The 22,023-nt window shown below is 38.7% G+C and carries 13 protein-coding genes; 8 read left to right on the forward strand and 5 right to left on the reverse strand.

Annotated features, from left to right (window positions below; translation table 11 throughout):
* Window positions 1-44: 44 nt before the first annotated feature.
* The 3 genes from DCS95_RS07495 to dnaE form a co-directional block, all read right to left on the reverse strand.
* On the reverse strand, window positions 45-974 hold the full coding sequence (locus DCS95_RS07495) for a DUF58 domain-containing protein (RefSeq protein WP_116770203.1): 930 nt from the start codon (window positions 972-974) through the stop codon (window positions 45-47).
* Between the two features lie 122 nt (window positions 975-1,096).
* Entirely contained in the window at window positions 1,097-1,414 is a 318-nt protein-coding gene (gene trxA / locus DCS95_RS07500) for a thioredoxin (protein ID WP_027065108.1), read from the reverse strand.
* A 212-nt stretch (window positions 1,415-1,626) separates the two neighbouring features.
* Window positions 1,627-6,063 (reverse strand): DNA polymerase III subunit alpha, encoded by a 4,437-nt coding sequence (gene dnaE / locus DCS95_RS07505; protein ID WP_116770204.1) that lies wholly within the window; start codon window positions 6,061-6,063, stop codon window positions 1,627-1,629.
* A 400-nt stretch (window positions 6,064-6,463) separates the two neighbouring features.
* On the opposite strand from dnaE, the gene DCS95_RS07510 reads away from it, so the two are divergent.
* The 8 genes from DCS95_RS07510 to DCS95_RS07545 all read left to right on the forward strand — a co-directional run bounded on the left by DCS95_RS07510 (window position 6,464) and on the right by DCS95_RS07545 (window position 16,986).
* Window positions 6,464-7,027 (forward strand): 30S ribosomal protein S16, encoded by a 564-nt coding sequence (locus DCS95_RS07510; RefSeq protein WP_116770205.1) that lies wholly within the window; start codon window positions 6,464-6,466, stop codon window positions 7,025-7,027.
* A gap of 13 nt (window positions 7,028-7,040) precedes the next feature.
* Entirely contained in the window at window positions 7,041-7,568 is a 528-nt protein-coding gene (gene rimM / locus DCS95_RS07515) for a ribosome maturation factor RimM (RefSeq protein ID WP_116770206.1), read from the forward strand.
* A gap of 190 nt (window positions 7,569-7,758) precedes the next feature.
* On the forward strand, window positions 7,759-10,110 hold the full coding sequence (locus tag DCS95_RS07520; protein WP_208630753.1) for a PSD1 and planctomycete cytochrome C domain-containing protein: 2,352 nt from the start codon (window positions 7,759-7,761) through the stop codon (window positions 10,108-10,110).
* 2 nt (window positions 10,111-10,112) lie between these two features.
* Window positions 10,113-11,606 carry a DUF1501 domain-containing protein gene (locus DCS95_RS07525; RefSeq protein WP_116770207.1) on the forward strand — a complete coding sequence of 498 codons (1,494 nt, stop codon included), beginning with the start codon at window positions 10,113-10,115 and terminating at the stop codon, window positions 11,604-11,606.
* A complete protein-coding gene (locus DCS95_RS07530; protein WP_116770208.1) occupies window positions 11,606-12,640 on the forward strand; it encodes an NHL repeat-containing protein in 1,035 nt (344 codons plus the stop codon). The genes DCS95_RS07525 and DCS95_RS07530 overlap by 1 nt, the downstream gene beginning before the upstream one ends.
* Entirely contained in the window at window positions 12,637-13,443 is an 807-nt protein-coding gene (locus DCS95_RS07535) for a chitobiase/beta-hexosaminidase C-terminal domain-containing protein (protein WP_116770209.1), read from the forward strand. The genes DCS95_RS07530 and DCS95_RS07535 overlap by 4 nt, the downstream gene beginning before the upstream one ends.
* 1 nt (window position 13,444) lies before the next feature.
* Window positions 13,445-15,502: a chitobiase/beta-hexosaminidase C-terminal domain-containing protein gene (locus DCS95_RS07540; RefSeq protein ID WP_116770210.1), complete on the forward strand. Its 2,058-nt coding sequence runs from the start codon at window positions 13,445-13,447 to the stop codon at window positions 15,500-15,502.
* Between the two features lie 50 nt (window positions 15,503-15,552).
* Window positions 15,553-16,986 carry a sulfatase family protein gene (locus tag DCS95_RS07545; RefSeq protein ID WP_116770211.1) on the forward strand — a complete coding sequence of 478 codons (1,434 nt, stop codon included), beginning with the start codon at window positions 15,553-15,555 and terminating at the stop codon, window positions 16,984-16,986.
* On the opposite strand, the gene DCS95_RS07550 is transcribed toward DCS95_RS07545, so the two are convergent.
* Together DCS95_RS07550 and DCS95_RS07555 are read right to left on the reverse strand one after the other, a co-directional pair.
* A complete protein-coding gene (locus DCS95_RS07550) occupies window positions 16,987-20,325 on the reverse strand; it encodes a VCBS repeat-containing protein (protein ID WP_116770212.1) in 3,339 nt (1,112 codons plus the stop codon).
* A gap of 119 nt (window positions 20,326-20,444) precedes the next feature.
* Entirely contained in the window at window positions 20,445-22,016 is a 1,572-nt protein-coding gene (locus DCS95_RS07555; RefSeq protein ID WP_116770213.1) for a SusD/RagB family nutrient-binding outer membrane lipoprotein, read from the reverse strand.
* Between the last annotated feature and the right edge of the window lie 7 nt (window positions 22,017-22,023).

Here is a 22,023-nt window from a genome sequence, read left to right on the forward strand (position 1 = left end):
CGCATTTTCAATTGCACAAACATTTTTCTTTATTTTTTTTAATACTAGAGAAACTTATTTCTTTCTACTAGAAAAGTATTGAGCACTGTAGAGAAATCTTGGCGAATATCTACGTCTATATATTTGATCTTATACTGGGCGCATTTCATTTTTATTTCATTTAAATATGCTGTAACACGTTCATTATAAGCTTCCTTAATATTTTCTGCATATAAGTCTAAATGCTCTCCAGTTTCTACGTCGACAAATCTTTTGGGTGTATTTTCAAAATTGAAGAATAATTCTCGCTCTTTATCAATCGGGTGAAAAAGTACGACATCATGCTTATTATATTTTAAATGACGTAGTGCTTCAAACAATTCCGAATCATTTTTTTCGGTCTGAAACATATCCGTGAACAAAAAAATTAGACTTCTGCGCTTAATATTTTCTGCAATCTGATGTAAATAGGTGTATGTTTTTGTCTCCTTTGGTGGATTTTTCGCCATACTCACAGCACTTAATTGTGCCAAAAGCATTTGAAAATGACGTTCGCTTCCCTTTTCCGGGGCATAATAACTATAAGAATCGGAGTAGATGCTTAGTCCTACCGCATCACGTTGTCTTTTTAGTACGTTCATCAACGCTGCTATACTCAAGACGCTAAAACCAATCTTATTTAAGGAATCAATACTTAAATTGTCTACTTCTGGATAATACATAGAAGCCGAATTATCCAAAATCATATGGCACCTTAAATTGGTCTCTTCTTCATATCTCTTGGTATAGAGTTTATCTGTTTTTGCAAATAATTTCCAGTCGATGTGTTTGGTGCTTTCACCATTGTTATAGATTTTATGTTCTGCAAATTCCGCAGAAAATCCATGAAAGGGACTTCGGTGAATTCCGCTGATAAAACCTTCTACTACTTGATTGGCAAGAAGCTCAAGATTGGAAAATAAAGACGATTTGCTTAACTCTGATTGTAGATTCACATTACTAAAGATAGTGAAGACAGCTGAACTATATAAATGGAAAGAATTAAAATTGCCATAAATAACAAGAGCCGGCAATTGCCGACTCTATGAACTTATTTTATTATAACGTATATCAGTTTTTACAAAGCTGCATCAATAGCGTCTGTATAAACTTTTTTAGGTGATACACCTACTTGTCTACTTACTATTTCACCGTCTTTAAAAACTAAAACTGTCGGTATATTACGTACACCATACTTAGCGGCAAATTCTTGATTTGCATCTACATCGACCTTACCAACAACAGCTTTGCCGTCATATTCAGTACTAACTTCGTCTATGATAGGACCTACCATACGACAAGGACCGCACCATGCTGCCCAAAAATCTACTACTACAGGTTTATCGCTTTTTAAAACTACCTCGTCAAAAGTAGCATCTGTTATTTCTAATGCCATTTTATTTACTTTTATTGATTATGCAAATTTAGTCAATTATTCTTCTGTTTCCTTACGTGCCCACAATTCGTTTTGCCTATACGGGTATCAAGCTAATTTATCAATTTTTAGGGCTATTTTCTTACATAGTACTGCTAAATAAAAGTTATAATCTACAGTACATATGAATGTTAACACCTGTTTATTGGCTTTTTAAAGTACGTATATATACGTTAATTGAGCTTAAAATGAACGTCTTGTTGTTCTAAAAGTTGTAATAACTCACTAGAAATGTGCACTTTTTGTCGTCTACTATTTAAGTTCACCTTTATTTTTTCTTGCATTTCGTAGACCACGAAATTAATGGCATGTTCTCCTTTATGGTTTTCAAAGGTATCTTTTAATGTTTTGACCTTTTCTTCTTTTAGTTCGGCAATATTGAGTTTGATGGTCAATTTTCTAGCGTATGTTTCCATAACTTCTTGCAGTAGCATAAAACTGTTGAATTGCATTCTGGGATCGCCTTTTTTGCCTGTTTCCTTATTGGTCCACCCATCTCTAACAAATAGTTTTACGTACGCGAATGAATTTATCATTAAGAAATGCCTGAACTTTAGGTATTCTTCACCGAAAATTCTAAACTCAAAGGAGTCGGTATAATCTTCCATGGTAAACGCTGCCCAGCCTTTTCCGTTTTTGGAGACCCTGTGTTGTACATCGGTAATTACTCCGGCAAATGTAAGTTCTCTGTTTACATAACTAGGCAAATCATTAACGCAGCCAATATTTGCATTGCAGAAGGCTTTTATTTCTGTTTTAAAGTCGTCCAACGGGTGACCTGATATATAAATACCCACCACTTCTTTTTCTCTACGTAATTTTTCCATGGTGCCCCATTCTTCGCATGGTGGCACAACGGGTTCTGGTATTTGTACTTCACTGGCATCACCAAAGAGGCTTACTTGCGAAGAGTTTTCGTTTTCCTGGTATTTGGCGCCGTACTTAATTACTTTTTCCAAAAAGGTAATCCCATCTCCTTCATCATGAAAATATTGCGCCCTATGTGTAGTGCCAAAGGAATCGAAGCCACCGGCAACTGCCAAGTTTTCAAACGCTTTTTTATTTGCTGCACGTAAATCGATTCGTTTAGCAAAATCGAATACCGATTTGTAGGGTCCAACATCTTTTCTGTTCTCTACAATGGTTTCAACCGCACCGCGACCGACACCTTTTACGGCACCCATACCAAAACGCACGGCACCGGCATCGTTAACGGCAAACTTGTAGAAAGATTCATTAACGTCCGGCCCAAGTACATCTAATCCCATACGCTTACATTCTTCCATGAAGAAGGTAACCTGCTTAATATCGTTCATATTATTACTTAATACCGCCGCCATATATTCGGCTGGGTAGTGGGCTTTGCAATAGGCAGTTTGGTAGGCGATCCAAGCATAGCAAGTGGAGTGAGATTTGTTAAATGCGTAAGCTGCGAATGCTTCCCAATCCTTCCAAATTTTCTCCAATTTATCAACGGCATGTCCTTTTGCAGAAGCTTGATCAATGAACTTTGGCTTCATTTTGTCAAGTACGTGCTTCTGCTTTTTACCCATTGCCTTACGTAAGACATCGGCTTCACCTTTGGTAAAGTCCGCCAACTTTTGCGAAAGGAGCATCACCTGCTCTTGGTATACCGTAATACCGTAGGTTTCCGCTAAATATTCTTCACAGGCATCCAAATCATACACAATTTCTTCGGTACCATGTTTACGGGCAATAAAACTTGGTATGTATTCCATCGGGCCTGGTCGGTATAAGGCGTTCATGGCGATAAGATCCGCAAAAACGGTAGGCTTTAACGAGCGCATGTGTTTTTGCATTCCAGGAGATTCATATTGGAACACCCCAATAGTTTCCCCTCTTTGGAAAAGCTCGTATGTTTTTTCATCATCTAGCGGAAAATTCTCTGGGTCTAACTCAACTCCGTGTTTTGCTTTTACGATTTTTACGGTGTCCTTAATTAAGGTCAGTGTTTTCAATCCCAAGAAATCCATCTTCAGCAGTCCGGCATCTTCCACTACGGAGTTGTCAAACTGGGTACAGTACATGTCGGAATCCTTGGCAAGTGCCACGGGTACGAACTTGGTAATGTCATCTGGGGTAATGATCACCCCACAGGCATGAATACCGGTATTTCGAACAGAACCTTCTAAAACGTAAGCTTGGTTAAGGGTTTCGGACTCTAAACCGTCGCCTTCGGATATATTTAGAAGCTCATTAATTTTCTCTAGCTCTTCACTGTTGAATTTACTTCTAAGTACTTTTTCATCGACCCCGATAATCTTTTTTAGCTTAGACATGTTCGGAATCAACTTCGCCATACGATCGGAGTCCTGCAAAGGCAAGTCTAAAGCACGAGCTGTATCTCTAATGGCAGATTTTGCTGCCATGGTACCATAAGTGATGATTTGCGCCACTTGGTTAGAACCGTATTTGTCGATTACATAGTCCATAACGCGACCACGCCCTTCATCATCAAAATCAATATCGATATCGGGCATACTTACACGATCCGGATTTAGGAAACGCTCAAAAAGTAGGTCGTACTGAATAGGGTCCAAATTGGTAATCCATAAACAATAGGCAACCGCAGACCCTGCAGCAGATCCACGACCGGGACCTACCGAAACATCCATATCTCGAGCAGCCCTAATAAAATCTTCAACAATCAAGAAATAACCAGGGTATCCGGTCTTTTCAATTACCTTGAGCTCAAAGTCTAATCGTTCATCAATTTCCGGAGTGATCTCCCCATATCTCTTTTTGGCACCTTCGTAGGTAATGTGGCGTAGAAACTTGTTCTCACCGCGTTTACCACCGTCTAATTTATCTTCTTCAAATTGAAATTCTTCGGGAATATCGAAGGCGGGCAACAGTACATCACGTGCCAAGGTAAAGGTCTCGACCTTATCAATAACTTCCTGAATATTGATGATAGCTTCCGGAATATCCTTAAAGAGCTCTTTCATCTCATCGGATGACTTAAAGTAGTATTCTTGGTTAGGCAAACCATAGCGATAACCGCGTCCGCGACCAATAGGGGTTGACTGCTTTTCACCGTCTTTTACGCATAAAAGAATATCATGTGCATGAGCATTTTCTTTCTCTACATAGTAGGTATTGTTGGTGGCTACTAGCTTTACATTGTGCTTTTTTGCAAACTGAATTAAAACTTGATTTACACGGTCTTCATCTTCTTGACCGTGACGCATGATCTCTATATACAGGTCATCGCCAAAGGTTTCTTTCCACCAAATAAGGGCTTCTTCAGCTTGGTTTTCACCAACGTTCAATACTTTACTGGGTACTTCACCGTATAAGTTACCGGTAAGCACCATAACATCTTCTTTGTACTGCTCTATGATTTTTTTATCGATACGAGGTACATAGTATTTACCGTCAACAAAGGCAATGGAAGACATCTTTGCCAAGTTTAAATACCCTTTTTTACTCTTGGCAAGCATCACTATTTGGTACCCATTGTCTTTCTGTGATTTATTGGTGTGGTCTTCACAGACTTGGAACTCGCAACCGATTATAGGGGTTATTTCCTGCTCTGGTTCCGGCAACTCATTCAAAGGTTCTTGTCCTTCTTCCAATGTGCCGTTTTGGGTAGCTTCGTAGCGCTTTTGGTTGGCTTCGTTTCTTGATGCCACTCCTTTATTATGGTTCAGTACGCCGTTCACGAAGTGAAAAGCCCCCATCATGTTGGCATGATCTGTCATGGCTACGGCGGGCATCTTTGCTTTTGCGGCGGCAGCGACCAAATCGGGTACACTAATGGTGGACTGAAGAATTGAAAATTGTGTGTGGTTGTGTAAATGTGCAAAACTTGCGTTTTCTAAGGTCGCAAGGTTTTCCTGTATTTCCTCTTGTGAAACTCCGCCTGTATCTTTTTCCCAAAGTGCATCGGATATTTTTTTCGATGCTTTTTTTAGGTTGATGTGTTTAAGGCCGATGAGTTGAATCTCCTGCGGATTCGCTTCGGAGAAATTCTTGAAATAATCTGGCTGTACATCTAATTGTTCAGCGGTATACTGATGTTTTCTGATCAGCTCTAAAAAACAACGCGTAGTGGCCTCAACATCGGCAGTGGCATTATGTGCTTCCCCAAAAGGTTCACCGAATAAAAATTGGTGCAGTTCGGTCAACGTTGGCAACTTGAACTTACCGCCACGGCCACCGGGAATTTGACACAACTGTGCCGTATGCTCGGTACAGGTGTCCAATACGGGCAATTCTTGTAACGGATTCTCCACGCCCAAACGGTGAAATTCCGCACCCATAATATTCACGTCAAAACCAACATTCTGCCCAACAATGAATTTTGTTTTGGACATGGCGATGTTGAACTTCTCCAGTACCTCGGAAAGGGAAACGCCTTGTTGCTCGGCTAGCTCGGTAGAAATACCGTGAATTTGCTCAGCATCATAAGGTATGTTGAATCCGTCAGGTCGTACCAAATAATCTTGATGCTCAATGCAATTACCCATTTCATCATGCAACTGCCATGCTATCTGTATACAGCGGGGCCAGTTGTCGGTATCGGTAATGGGGGCATTCCAGTTTTTTGGAAGACCGGTAGTTTCGGTATCAAAAATAAGGTACATATAGAATGTTCTGAGTGTTCAACACGGTCAGTTGAGTGACCTAAAAAGTGCCTATAAAATTACGAAAAAGGAGGTGTTGGTGAAAACGGAGTTACCAAGAGTTATTAACGAGGGTTTATGAGGACAATTTTATTCCGATCATCTGCCATCTTAAAATGCTGATAATGTGAGGTTTTTACTTGAAAAATGATTTCTGAAATTATGATTTTTAAGAAGCTGTATACGTTGTTAAAATATTTTTAAGGATAGTGACTTAAATAACTATGCTTAGTTGTTGCCAATTCGGTAATTTGAATTATATTTGCACCCGCTTTCAGATCAGCTTTGCTTGTTGAAGGCGAACGAGTTAAAAAACTAGAATTAATAATCAAGGGTCGGGCACCCTACAAATTAATGTGATATGCCAGTAAAAATTAGATTACAAAGACACGGTAAAAAAGGAAAACCATTCTATTGGGTTGTAGCAGCAGATGTTAGAGCTAAAAGAGATGGTAAATTCTTAGAGAAATTAGGTATCTACAATCCTAATACAAACCCTGCAACTATTGAACTTGATGTTGATAGCTCTGTAAAGTGGTTGCAAAACGGTGCACAACCAACTGATACTGCTAAAGCTATTCTTTCTTATAGAGGTGTTCTTTTAAAGCATCACTTATTAGGTGGTGTTCGTAAAGGAGCATTAACTGAAGAGCAAGCTGAAGAAAAATTCAATGCTTGGGTTGCTGAAAAAGAAGCTGCAATTGCCGATAAAGTTGGTGGATTGGATAAAGCTAAAGCTGAAGCTAGAGCTGCTGCATTGAAAGCGGAGAAAGAAGTAAACGATAAGCGTGCTGCTGAAGCTGCCGCTGCTGCTTTACCAGAAACTCCAGAAGGTGAAAGTGCAGAGGAAGAAGTAGAAGCTGTTGAAGCTGCTGGTGAGCCAGAACAAGCTACTGAAGCTCCTGCAGAAGACGATAAAGCATAAATTATTAGAAACGATGCGCAAGGAAGATTGTTTCTACCTAGGTAATATCGTTTCAAAATATAGTTTCAAAGGTGAGGTACTGGTTAAACTAGATACCGATGATCCCGAGATATACGAAAACATGGAATCAGTATTCGTTTCTTTAGGAAACAATCTGGTTCCATTTTTTATTAAAAGATGCCGACTTCATAAATCTAACCTTCTTCGTATAGATTTTGAAGAGGTAAAATCAGAGTCTGATGCAGACCGCATTATGAAATCTGGTCTCTATCTACCCCTTACCATGTTACCTAAACTTACCGGTAACAAATTTTATTACCATGAAATCATCGGTTTCACGATGATCGATGCTGTTCACGGAGATATTGGAATCATACAAAGTGTCAATGATACCACGGCACAAGCTTTGTTCGAAGTGGAGAAAGATGATAGGCAACTGCTTATTCCAATTAACGATGATATCATTACTAAAGTAGACCGAGAGAACAAGTGTATTCATGTAAATACCCCAGAGGGTCTTGTTGATTTGTACCTGTCTTAAAATCAGTGCCTAATTATCATTGCGTTTCTTTTAAGTTTTGTTGTTAGACATTGTGATACTGATAATATTCAGTTTTCTTTTTAAGAATTCTATTATTATTTAGCTTCTTAGCTTTGTTATTGGTCGAATTTTAACTGTTATTAAATTGTAAAGTTTGTAAGTTCATTGCAGTTATCAAAAACCTCCACCAATGACAATGAATTTAATGAACCAATTGTTCAAAGTTGTTTCCGTCGTTTTTGCATGCTGTTTAATATTCAGTTGTGCATCGGAAACAGAAAAGACAATTGCCTTAGCAGATGGAGCTAGTTTAAATAGTGTTCCAGAAAAAATCGATTTTACTTTTCATGTTAAGCCAATTCTTTCTGATCGTTGCTTTATATGCCACGGTCCTGATAAAAATGCCGTAGAAGGTAATCTTTCCCTACACTCGGCAGAAGAAGCTTATAAAGCATTAGGCGAGTTAAAAGACCATGCTGCCATTGTACCCGGCGATGCTTCGAAAAGTAGTTTGGTAGAGCGTATTAATAGTAATGATGCAAACTTAATAATGCCGCCACCGGAATCTAACCTTGTTTTAGAAGATTTTGAAAAAGAAATTTTAGAAAAATGGATAGAGCAGGGGGCAGAGTATAAAACGCATTGGGCATTTATACCGCCAACACCACAAGAAGTTCCTGAAAATAATGATGAGCAAGCTTGGGGAAACAATGAAATTGATGCCTTTGTCTTAAATAAGATGAAAGAAAAAGGTATGAGTCCCAGTGATAGGGCCAGTAGTGAAAAATTATTGCGCAGAATTACATTTGATTTAACCGGTTTGCCGCCTACGTTGGAGCAATTGCAAAAGTTCGCTGCCGATCCTTCTGAAGAAATGTATGAGGAAGTCATAGATTCTCTGTTGCTTTCTATTGATTATGCTGAAAATATGGCTGCCGAATGGATGGATATAGCCCGTTATGCCGATACCCACGGATATCAAGATGATTTTGAGCGTACCATGTGGCCTTGGCGAGATTGGGTAATTCACGCGTTTAAGGAGAATATGCCCTATGATCAGTTCGTAACATATCAATTGGCAGGCGATTTAATGCCAAATGCTAACCTTGAACAAATATTAGCTACCGGTTTTAACAGGAATCATAAGATAACTGCCGAAGGCGGGGTGATTCCTGAAGAATACCGGGTTGAATATGTTGAAGATAGAAATACCACGTTAGGTACCGCATTTTTAGGTCTTACCCTAGAATGTGCACGCTGTCATGATCATAAATATGATCCTATAAGTCAAAAAGAGCATTTTCAGTTTTATAGTTTCTTTAATAATATTCCTGAAAAAGGTCTGTTGGCAAATGCAGCGGAATTGCCTGAACCATATATAAAAGTGACTCCAAAAGAGGTTGATGATATCCTCGGATTTATCAATCTTGAAAAAAGTGAGATGAAAGAAGTACCGGTAATGGTCATGAAAGAAATGGATAAACCTCGTAATACCTATATTTTAGAAAGGGGTATTTATGATCAATATGGCGAAGAGGTATATCCTGATACTCCTGAATCCATTTTACCCTTCAATGATTATCCGAAGAATAGATTAGGCTTGGCAAAATGGTTGTTTGAAGATGAACACCCATTAACGGCTAGAGTTGCGGTCAATAGATTGTGGCAACGTATGTTCGGTAGTGCTATTGTGGCTTCTTCGTTCGATTTTGGTAACCAAGGTTCTTTACCTACGCATCCGGAATTGTTAGATTATTTAGCCATTAAATATAAAAATGAAGGTTGGGATACCAGAAAAATGTTGAAGTACATTGCCATGTCAGAAGCATACCGCCAAGACACCAAGGCACCTCCGGAGAAACTAGAACAAGATCCAGAGAATAAATATTTAGCAAGAGCTTCTCGTTTACGATTATCATCTGAAGCTATTCGCGATCAAGCATTGGCATTTAGCGGATTGTTGAATAGAGAAGTTGGCGGACCCAGTGTAAAACCTTATCAGCCCGAAGGAATTTGGGAAGAAACTACAGGTGGCGGCGGCGGTAGTACCGCATCATATACATTAAGCGAAGGTGATGATGTGTATAGAAAAAGTATCTATACTTTTTGGAAACGCACCGTGCCACCACCAAGTATGATGACTTTTGATAGTAGCTCTAGAGATTACTGTTCGGTTAAAAGACAAGAAACGAATACTCCGTTACAAGCTTTAGTCTTGTTGAACGATCCACAAATAGTGGAAGCTGCAAGAGTAGCTGCCGTTGGTGAAATGGAAGCGCACCCAAATGCAGAAAATGAGCAGATCAAAACATTGTTTTACAAAGCTACTTCGCGCTTACCAAATGAAACTGAAGTACAATCTTTAACCGATTACTATAGTGAAATGCTGGCAAAGGTAGAGAGCGGTGAAATTTCTACAATTGAGTATTTAAGCATAGGTAGAAGTGAAGTACCTGCTGATTTGAACAAGGATAAATTGGTGGCTATGACACTCACGGCACACACCATATTGAATTTAGACGAAACCATAAATAGAGGCTGATTATGAGCGAAAAGAAAATAGTTGAGGAACGGTCACTGATATTGAATAGACGCTCTTTTTTAGGAAAAGCGGCTATGGGAGTTGGCGGAATTGGTTTGGCTTCTTTATTAGGTACCAACTTGTTTAGAAAAGGCGAAAATGGATTGTATACGGCAGATAGTGGTCCGGCAGGAGTAAAGGGAGTATTGGATTCCCTGCATCATCCTTCAAAAATAAAAAGAGTAATTTATTTGTTTCAAAGTGGAGGTCCATCGCAATTGGAGCTATTTGATTATAAACCCCTTTTAAATAAACGTAGAGGTGAAGATTTACCAGAATCTATAAGAAACGGGCAACGACTAACGGGTATGACTTCTGGTCAAGATAGATTTCCATTAGTAGGCTCGAATTTCGGATTTCAACAATATGGTAAAAATGGTACGCATATCAGTGACTTATTGCCGTATACAGCCAAAATTGTAGATGATATCTGTATCGTAAAATCAATGTATACAGAGGCGATTAACCATGACCCTGCGGTTACGTTCTTTCAAACTGGTTCACAGCAACCAGGTAGACCAAGTATTGGTTCGTGGTTGAGTTATGGTTTGGGTAGCGAGAATGAAAACTTGCCCGCTTTTACGGTGCTTCTTTCAAGAGGTTCTGGTAGACCTAACGGACAGCCGTTGTACACACGTCTTTGGGGTAACGGATTTTTACATTCCCTACACCAAGGGGTGCAGTTTAGAGCGGCAAAAGACCCTGTGTTATACTTGAACGATCCAAAAGGAACTACCGCAGATGTAAAACGATCAATGTTGGATAAGTTGGCGGAATTGAATGATCAACACTATCAAGAATCTAACGACCCTGAAATTCAAAGTAGAATTGCGCAGTATGAAATGGCATATAGAATGCAAACTTCTGTGCCGGATGTAATGGATACCGAAGGGGAGCCCGATTATATTTATAAAATGTACGGGTCTGATGCTAAAATACCGGGTACGTTCGCTGCGAACTGCCTTTTGGCAAGACGTTTGGCGGAGAAAGATGTTCGCTTTATTCAATTGTACCACATGGGGTGGGATCAGCACGATAACCTTCCGGGAGCTATAGAAAAGCAAGCAAAAGATGTAGATCAGGCTTCAGCTGCCCTAGTGTCCGATTTAAAGCAACGAGGACTTTTAGAAGATACCTTGGTGGTATGGGGAGGAGAATTTGGTAGAACCAATTATTCGCAAGGTTTGCTTACCGATACCAATTACGGTAGAGATCACCACCCAAGGTGTTTTACCATGTGGATGGCAGGTGGTGGAATTAAACCTGGTATTGTGTACGGTGAAACCGATGATTTTGGATATAACATAACCAAGAACCCTGTTCATGTACATGATTTTCAAGCTACTATGTTGCATCAATTGGGAATTGACCACGAGAAATTCACCTATAAATATCAAGGTAGACGATTTAGATTAACCGATGTAGAGGGTCATGTAGTCAAAGATATTTTATCATAATGCAAAGAAGAACATTCATTATAAATACAGCCACTGCATCTGCAGGAATACTAACGTGCTCTTCTGTTGGCGCAAATATATTGGAATATAAAGATGCCATTATTGGTCACGGTAGTCATCAATATAAGATTGATTTGAATTGGGGTGCCTTAAATCCTAATTACTACCCGGTGAACGATTGCCATGAGATGGTGCAAGATTCTAAAGGCAGAATTTTGTTGCTTACAAATCACACCAAAAATAACATCATTGTTTATGACCGTTCGGGGAATTTGTTGGAAGCTTGGGGAACGGATTACCCCGGTGCACACGGACTCACTTTGAACGTGGAAAATGGGGAGGATTATTTATATATCGCCGATAATAATCGGCATGAGGTGATCAAAACTACCATTGATGGTAAAGTGGTACAGGTATTTTCATATCCCAAGGAATCTGGAAAATATATTGGTAAAGAACAATATATACCTACTGAAACCACAATCGCGGAGAATGGAGATGTCTATATTGCCGATGGGTACGGGGAGCAATACATAATGCGTTATAATGCCAAAGGTAAATTGTTACAGACTTTTGGTGGTAGAGGAGATGAAGATCATCTGTTTAATAATGCACACGGCATTTGCATTGATACCCGCGGAGGTAAATTACCTGAGCTTTTAATTACCGCCAGGCAGCAAAATAAGCTAAAGCGGTTTACTATGGACGGTGAATTTATTGCAAGTATAGATTTGCCCGGAGCATATATTTGTAGACCCGTAATTAAAGGCGAGAACGTTTATTTGGCAACCATTTGGTCTGGAGACGGATCAGATGGTACAGGATTCATTTCTATTTTGGATAAAAATAACAAACTGATTTCCGCACCAGGCGGATGTACTCCGGTATATGGAGAAAACGGCTTGGAACCCATGTATCAATCCATCAAAATATTTACCCATCCGCATGATGTTTGTGTAGACGATGATGATAATTTGTATGTTGCTCAATGGAATTCAGGGAAAACATATCCTATAAAACTTAATAGAATATGATCAAGCGTACTTTTTATTCCATATTCGCAATGCTCATGTTGTGCCAAGCATGTATTTCTCAAAATACAGAATTCGCATCTACTGAGATGTTTAAATTATCCGATCCTCGAATTCAAGTTTCATCTATTTTTTTTGATTCGTACACCACCCTGAATTTTGGTTTGGATATGCCTAATGCGACAATAAAATATACCTTAGATGGTAGTGCGGTAATTCTGAATTCACAGGTGTTTACCAAACCATTGAAAATTACCGAGAGTGCTATTGTAAAGGCAAAAATGTTTCATCCGGATTATAAAGAAAGCGATGAAGTACAGCTCGAAGTGGTGAAAATTTCAAGAAATAGTGCTATTAAACAGATAGAGATTACTCCTGCTCCCAGTGAAAAATATTCAGGAATGGGATCTGCGGGAATAATGGATTTAAAGAAAGGCAGTGTTCAATTTGGAGGTGATAAACAATGGTTGGGGTATCAAACGGAAAAAATATCCGCATCCCTTCTGCTTAAAAAAAATAGTACCGTTCATAAAATTGTGGTGAGTGCGTTAACCAATCAATCCAATTGGATATTTGCACCAGGTAAGGTCGAGGTTTTTCATGGGGACTCTTTAATTGGGGAAATGACATATCCTAAGAGTAAAAAAGAAACATTGAACAAGGCAACATTTTTAAACGTACCGGTTAAAAAAGGGATTTACGATACCTTAAAAGTAGTAATTTATCCGCTTGAAGAAATACCGGAATGGCACCAAGGCAAAGGAACCACTCCTTGGGTTTTTATTGATGAAATAATTATACAATAGCATGATACAATTAGGAATACAGATAGGACACCTACACCCGCTTTTTGTTCACCTGCCCATAGGTATCATCATGCTTGCCTTTATTTTAGAGGTATATGGCAGGTTAAAATCAAAAGACGCTTTTAACGAAGTTGTAGAATTTACGTTGTTGGTAGCTGGTGTAACGGCTTTGTTGTCATTGGGTACTGGTTGGTTGCTAGGTGAAGAAAGTGGCTATGATGAAGATTCGCTCTTTCTACATAGATGGATGGCGGTTGCGTTTACCGTTACCACGGTACTGTTATACTTGGTGAAACGAAGCAAAATAGAATGGGTGAGCAAAACCTATATTCCAATGTTTTTATTGGTATTGGCTCTGATTAGTCTTACAGGGCACTTTGGTGGTAATATGACGCATGGCGAAGATTACCTTTTCATGGAAGAAAAAGAAGAACTTGTCATTACGAACATACAAGAAGCCCAGGTATATGCGCAAGTAATTCAGCCCATATTGGATGACAAGTGTGTAAGTTGCCATAATGCCAATAAGGCTAAAGGCGGACTGTTAATGAGTACACCAAATGAGATTCTAAAAGGTGGTGATTCGGGTAGTTTATTCGATACAATTTCCGGTCAAGAACAAGCCTTGTTTTTAGAAAGAATACACCTGCCCTTAGATAATGATGATCATATGCCGCCAAAAGGAAAGGTACAGCTTTCAGATAATGAAAAGGCATTACTTGAATGGTGGATGGCGAATAAGAATTGCTTTGAATGTAAGGTAAACGAGTTGCCAAAAGAAGGTAAAATGGCGACTATTTTGACTTCTTTGGAACAAGATACTTCTGCAATCGCACTTTTGACAAAAGACGCTGTTGAGGTGCCAAAAGAATGGTTGCAAAATGTTAAGGCTGCAGGTATATCTGTGCAAACGTTATCTAGTACAAACCACCTTTTAACGGTGAACATGGCAAGTATGAATGCTGTGACCGAGGAAACTTTGGAGATGTTGGAAGATTATGCTCCTAATGTTATTGAGATGGATTTAGGATTTAGCAATTTTAATAATGATTTGATGGCAGAATTGAAACCGTTTAAAAATCTGCTAAAACTAAAATTGCAGCATACCCAAGTTACCGATGATATTGGTAAGTACCTTGGTGATTTTGAGCTTTTGGAATCTTTGAATTTATATGGTAGTTCGGTGACGGATAAATTGATAGATGAATTGAAGGAAAATAAAAGACTCCGCAATATTTATCTGTGGAAAACTGAAGTTACCGAGGATGGATTGGCACAATTACAACAAGATTTGCCTAGCGTGACCATTCAGCGAATTGGTGCAGATGTTTTTAAAGCGACCGTTTTAGACCCGCCAACGATTATTAGTGATCGTAGTTTTTTTAGTGAGAGTTTAAAAATAGCCATAGAAAGTCTATTTGAGGGAACGGAAATTTATTACACACTTGATGGCTCGGAACCTACGGAATCTTCTTTAAAATATGAAGGCGAGATTACGCTTGAGACCACAGCAAATGTAAAAGCAATAGCGACTAAAAAGGAGTGGGAGCCTAGTCATATTACCGAGCGTACATTTATCAAAAATAATATCGCATACGCAAATGTAGATTTATTATCAGTTCCTAATGAAAAATACAAGGGTCAAGAAGGTAAAACATTGATGGATCAAAAACGGGGTTCCGTTAATTTTGTTGATGGCAATTGGTTGGGTTTTGAAGGCAAACACTTAAATGCCGTTGTTGAATTAGAGAAAAAACAATCTATTTCTAAAGTTTCTATCGGTGCTTTGTCTGCACCTGCAAGTTGGATATTTTATCCCACATCTTTTGTAGTTTCCGTTTCTAACGATGGTGCTAATTATAAGGAGGTGGGTAGAAAAGATATGGGTAATGAAGAACCAAATGCTGAGGTAAAACTTACTTTTTTCGATTTGGATATAGCGCCTACCGATGCAAAATATGTGAAGCTATCCATTAAGAGTCCGTTGAAAAATCCTGATTGGCATACCGATCCAGGTGGTAAAAGCTGGATTTTTATTGATGAGGTGGTGCTGAATTAAGTTATTGGCTGGCATTGAAATAGATCATTAAATATCTGTAAACGTTTGTTATGAGTTTAAAATCATGTTACATTCTATTCTTGGTTACCGTAATCTCTCAGCATATATCTGGTCAGAAAATAAAGCCTGCTGAAAAGAACAGGCCCAATGTTATTTTGATTTTTACTGATGACCAGGGTTATAATGATGTGGGCGTTTTTGGTGCAGATGATATTGATACTCCCAACTTAGATCAAATGGCTGCAGACGGAGCCAAACTCACCCACTTTTATGCTGCCCAAGCGGTGTGTTCCGCTTCTAGGGCGGGAATTTTAACCGGTGTTTATCCAAACAGAATCGGTATTCATAATGCCTTTATGCCCAACAGTAAAGTAGGTCTGCATCCAGATGAGACTACACTAGCAGAACTTTTAAAGGAAGAAGGATATGCTACCGCTATTTTTGGGAAGTGGCACCTGGGCGATGCAGAACAATTTATGCCGAACAACCAAGGTTTTGATGAATATTATGGAATTCCATATTCTAACGATATGTGGCCATTACATCCACAGCAAGGACCTATTTTTGATTTTGGTCCGTTGCCTTTATATGAAAATCAAAAAGTGATCGACACGCTTACCGATCAAACGAATTTAACCACGGAGATTACCGAGCGTAGTGTCGATTTCATTAACCGCAATAAAGAGAATCCGTTCTTTTTGTATGTTCCGCATCCGCAACCCCATGTACCCTTATTCGTTTCTGATAAGTTTAAAGGAAAATCCAATAGAGGCAAGTATGGTGATGTTATTATGGAACTCGATTGGTCTGTTGGGGAAATTATTAAAGCAGTAGAAAGGAATGGTTTAACAGAGAAAACCATTGTTATTTTTACTTCTGATAACGGACCATGGTTGGCATACGGAAATCATTCTGGTAGTGCCTTACCTTTTAGAGAGGGTAAAGGAACCGGATGGGAAGGTGGACAAAGAGAACCTTTCATCATTAAATATCCGAAAGAAATTAAAGCAGGGTCAACTATCGAAGCCCCTGTTATGGCCATTGATATTTTACCATCAATTGCTGAGGTAACGAATGCTCACTTACCAGAAAAAGAGATAGACGGTAAAAGTGCATGGTCGCTATTTACAGGTAAGACCAATGAGAGTCCGCATGAGGCATATTTCTTTTACTACCGAGTAAATGAACTTTTCGGTGTTCGGTACGGCAAATGGAAATTATATTTTCCACATCGGTATAGAACAATGAACGGTCAGAAGCCTGGCAAGGATGGTTTTCCCGGAAATTACAAAATGATCGATCTTAAGCAGATTGAACTTTACAATTTGGAAATCGATGAAAGCGAGACAATAAATGTAGCATCAGCTTACCCAAAAGTGGTAAAGACCATTCAGAAGTTGGCGGATGATATGCGTGAAAAATTAGGCGACTCACTGCTAGATATGGAGGGTAACGAAACAAGGTCTCCAGGGCGTATTGACTAATTAGTTTTTCAGTAGTTTAAAAAATTGCAATTCATCATTATTGTTTCCTACAAGAAAGTAGTTGTTTTGACCGTTGTTTATGGCTACCAGTTTTTTTGCATCACCATCAGCAAAAAATCCTGTTTCCGACCCTCTCTTAGCGGTAAATGCTCCTTTACCATTACCTAAAAGTAAAATTCCTGTTCCGGCATCGTTTCTTGGAGTTTCTATTTCTGAAACGTATAAATTACCTACTGCAAGAACATCTAGCCACCCATCGCCATTAAAATCGCTTACATGCATATCATTTATGTTAGAAAGTTGTGCCAGATTAGGTAGGTTGCTAATTGTAAATTGCCCGTTCCCCAAATTTTCTATATAGACTGAAGCAAATGTATCTGCACTGTAGTGTAGCGAGTTTTTTAATTTTTCTTCACCGTATACATCTTTCAGTTCCATAGAAGCAAAGGCGTCATATTTTACTATCTTTTTCTTTAAAGCAGGAATTTGTTCTGAAGAACACGAAAAACCTCTTAAAGGATAATGTTTTTCTTTATTGTAATACCCTAGAACGATGTCTGCGTTACCGTTGGAATCAAAATCATTGTAGTAAACATCAAAAGGCTTGTCTGGACTGGTTTTGTATTTATAGTTTAAACCAAGGTTGCCGGCTATATAGTCCAGATCACCATCATTATCAAAATCACCTTGTTCTATACTGAACCACCAACCGTAACTTGATTTAAAATCTTCGGTATTGATTTTTGATAGGTTCCCATGGTTATTTTCAAAAATGGTAATAGGCATCCATTCTCCAACAACTATGAGATCTAAGTCATTGTCTTGGTCGTAATCGGTCCAAATACCGTCGGTTACCATACCGATATTTAATAACTCTGGCGATAGGGTTTCTGTTTTGTTTACAAGCTGTCCGTTGTCATTCACCAATAACATGCTAGAAGTTGGATTTGGATATTGATGTGGCGTATGTCTGCCACCTACAAATAGATCTATGTCGCCATCTCCATCATAATCCGCTAATTTTACTACTGACCCACTAATTCTGTTCGCATTCAGAATAGCTCCTTTATTAAATGTGTCGTTACCTTGGTTCAAGTAAACTCTATCGGTGTAATGAAAATCATTTTTTGGGTATTCGTTTCCACCACTAACAACATAAAGATCTTTTAATCCGTCATTGTTGATGTCAACAAAAAGAGCATCTACATCTTCGTAACCTGCTTCTTTTTGCCAAAATGTAGTCTGACTCTCTTTAAAACTTCCATTTTTCTGTTGAACAAACAGGATAGGAGCTTGGTTTGCGGCACCGCCAATATAGAAATCGTCCAAACCGTCATTATTGATATCTCCAGCAGTCAGCGCAGGTCCGAATTGTGAGAGTTTATGGGGTAGTAATATCTGTTTTTCAAAATCGTTAAAAGTGTTCTCTTGATGCTTGAATTTTGCATTTTGAGTTGCAGTGACATCGGCAAACAGATATTGATTAGGTTTTTCTGTTCTACCTTTATTTTCATCAAATTCGTTTGATGTAATCTCTAACAACTGATTAGTTTCTATATTTTTTTTAATGGTGGTATTTCCATTAGGCCATAACACAATAAGGCTATCAATTTTTTTATGGCTGTTCAGTCCAAAATGTAGGGTTGATTCACTGGTAGAGTATATGCCTCTTACATTGGTACTTTCTATGGTTTGTACCTCTTTTGAGGTGTATAGATTAACCCTGGTGCCAAAAGTTGGTCTATTGTTTTGATCAATAAGTTTAATTCTCAGGAAATTTCCATTTTCTAAGCTTTCTGAATTATTTCTGTAAATAAAAGCTTCGTTATTGATGTTGTTCACTACTAGATCTAGATCGCCATCATTGTCCAAATCGGCATAAGCAGACCCATTTGAGAACGACTCTTCATCTAGTCCCCAATCATTAGATCTGTTCTTAAATTCCAGATCTCCTAAGTTTTGATAGGCATAGTTTTTTAAAGGTTGTGATGGTACCATACCGACGGCTTTTTCAAGGTCTACAATATCCCAAATACTTTTGATATTCTGTGCCCTTGGATTTTTTTGTAGCCATTGAGCCCTGGTAGTATTGATATAGTTGGCAACATTTTTGTCCGCATCGGTATTTCTAATATCCCTTAACAGTCCGTTGGTAACATAAGTATCTTTTAACCCGTCATTATCAAAATCGGCGATGAGGTTAGACCAGCTCCAATCTGTTGCCGCCATACCGGTGAACTGAGCTATGTTGCTAAAGGTTTCATTACCATTGTTAAGCTGTAGGGTATTGTACATGTATTGGTAGCCTCCACCATCTTCTACAACTTTCCAAAAAGAATCAATGTTCATACCGCTCATGTTTGATTTTAGCCTGAAGTTGTCTTCCGAAACCATGTCCAACACAAAAACATCTAAGTTTTGATCATTATTAATATCGGCAACATCTACACCCATGCTGTAGTACGAAGTTTGTTTTAGAGCACTTTTTTCGATGCTTGAAAACGTACCGTCTTGATTGTTGAGGAATAAAAAATCTGGAGCGTAAAAATCATTGGCGACATAGAGGTCTGGCCATCCGTCGTTATTAATGTCACTTGCCGATACTGCATTTGGAAAACCCGTACGGTCTATACCTGCAGCTTTAGATACATCTTCAAAGGTATTGCCATTATTCTTGTAAAGCTTTAGTGCATATTGGGGTACAAGAAGATTGTCTGCATTGTGGTATTGAGAAAGGCTACCCGGATTTGGTGGTTGGGTCAATAGGAAAAGATCTAATAGACCGTCTTTGTCAAAATCTAAAAAAGTAGCATGTCTTGTTCTTTCGGTATTCGCAATCAATAATTCTTCAGCCTTTTCTTCAAAAGTTCCATTGCCTTTATTTAAGTACAATAGGTTTCTTCGCCATTCGGGGTTTTCATCATACAGTTCTCTGCTTACGTAAATATCTTGGTGTCCGTCATTATTGATATCGGCTATGGTTACGCCGGTTGACCATCCTTCAAAATTTTTAATACCTGCTTTTTCGGTAACATCCTCAAAAACTAAATTCCCCTTGTTTAGGTATAATTTATCTGGTACCATATTGCCAGCAAAGAAAATATCTTGTAGCCCATCATTATTAAAATCACCAATACCCACACCTGCGCCACCATAAAAGTTTGCATAGGCAAATATGTTTTTGTCCTTATCATCTTTAATGATGTTATTGAAATCGACACCCGTTTCATTTGAAGGGAGAAGTGTAAATAATTTTGGTGTTGCCTTAGTCTCTTCCGGAGCATTTTCACAACATAAAATTAACAAGGAACAGAAGTAAAATAAATGCCTGATTTTCATGATTACAAGATACTATTTTATACAAAAAAAGGAGAGTTTCCCCTCCTTTTCAAACTCAATAAAAAATTAACTCAAAACTATTATGAGAGGTTTCACTCAAAAACCTAACGTAATTGTTATTATTCGACATCCCACCAAACTCTAGTGGTAAGAACATCTGGTCCTTGAGCGGCTATTGCAGCGGCATAGTTATCAGGATTATTACTTTGTTCGCTTTCAGAATATGTAAGTCTTCTTGGTATCGTACCGTTGGTTACGTTACCAGGGTAGTTTACCGGTGTAAGTGTAGGGAAACCTGTTCTTCTCCAGTTAGAGAAAGATTCATATTCATTTAAGAAAGTTGCTGCCCAATATTGGGTGTTGATCTGCTCTAGTGCATTACCTGCATCATATGGGTTGGCAGCAAGATAATCTGCAATGGCAGCATCGGCAATAATACCACCTTCACCATATAATGATAATTGTTTCATCGCCGCGGTTACTCCGTTGTTGTAATGTGTTTCTGCATCACCTGCAAGACCCCATCTTACGTTTGCTTCGGCAAGCATAAATTCTACCTCTGCGTACGTTTGAAAAATCATAGGTGCGGTTTCAGAAGTTATTAAAAGGCGATTAGGCTCAGAGTAGTCGTTTAAATTGCTGAAAAGATTATCAAGATCGACATCTTGCTCTTGTAGCATAGGAAGATCCTGACCATTGGACAGACCTCTTTGTGCGTCTGGATCTAGTCTTTCCTCCACCGTTCTATCTTCTCTATAATCCTCTATGAATAGACCAGGGTTCTCGGGATCTTCTTTAAAAATAATTTTCTGTGCCGGTAACGAAGCCAATACCGTTAACCTTGGGTCGTTTGCATCTTTTAATAAATTAATGAACGTATCGCTCATTCTTGGATTTCCATCAGCCGTAAACACTTCGCCAATTCCATTTTTGTTATCCGCATCGTGTTGCAGATAAAAGATATCTTCATTAGATGTCATTACACCTCCGTCAATAGCTTTTGTAACCCATGCTTGTGAAGCTGTAGGGTCTACTTTAATTAGCCTAAGACCTAAACGTAACATTAAGGAATTAGCTAACTTTTTCCATTTCGCTTGATCACCATTATAGATAACATCTGCAGAACCAAATTCAGATACTCCAGTACCTAATGCAGCAGAAGCTTCTTCCAGTTCGTTCAATAAATCTGGGTAGATTTCGCTTTGCGCATCATATTTAGGAAGAAAAATACCTTCTATAACTGCTTTACCTGCCTCACTATATGGTACATCGCCATATAGATCGGTAAGCCTTGAGTAAGCAAAGACACGTAATATTTTTACGATAGCCTTCATTTCTTCTGGAGCTTCTTCCTCTTCTAATTGAAAGGTCAAATCTTCAATCGATTTAATGGCATTCTCATAATAGCGATCCAATAAAGATGAAGCATAACCTTTGTTCCATGTATATTTATCACCACTCCAGTAACCAGCAGTTGTAGCCACATGTTGCATCATGGTAGATTGATAGATCATGGCCGCTCTCCAGTTGTCATATCTTTCACTAGAAATAAATTTCATCACCGCAGTTAGCTTATTACTGGCATCTACCTGGGTTGGCTTTGTTGGATTCACATTCAAATCTTCAAAACCATCATCACATGCACCTACAGAAAGTAGTGCAAACATTAGTATATATATTGATTTTTTCATAGTTCTC

It is taken from the genome of Maribacter litoralis, from assembly GCF_003075045.1.
GTDB lineage: Bacteria > Bacteroidota > Bacteroidia > Flavobacteriales > Flavobacteriaceae > Maribacter > Maribacter litoralis.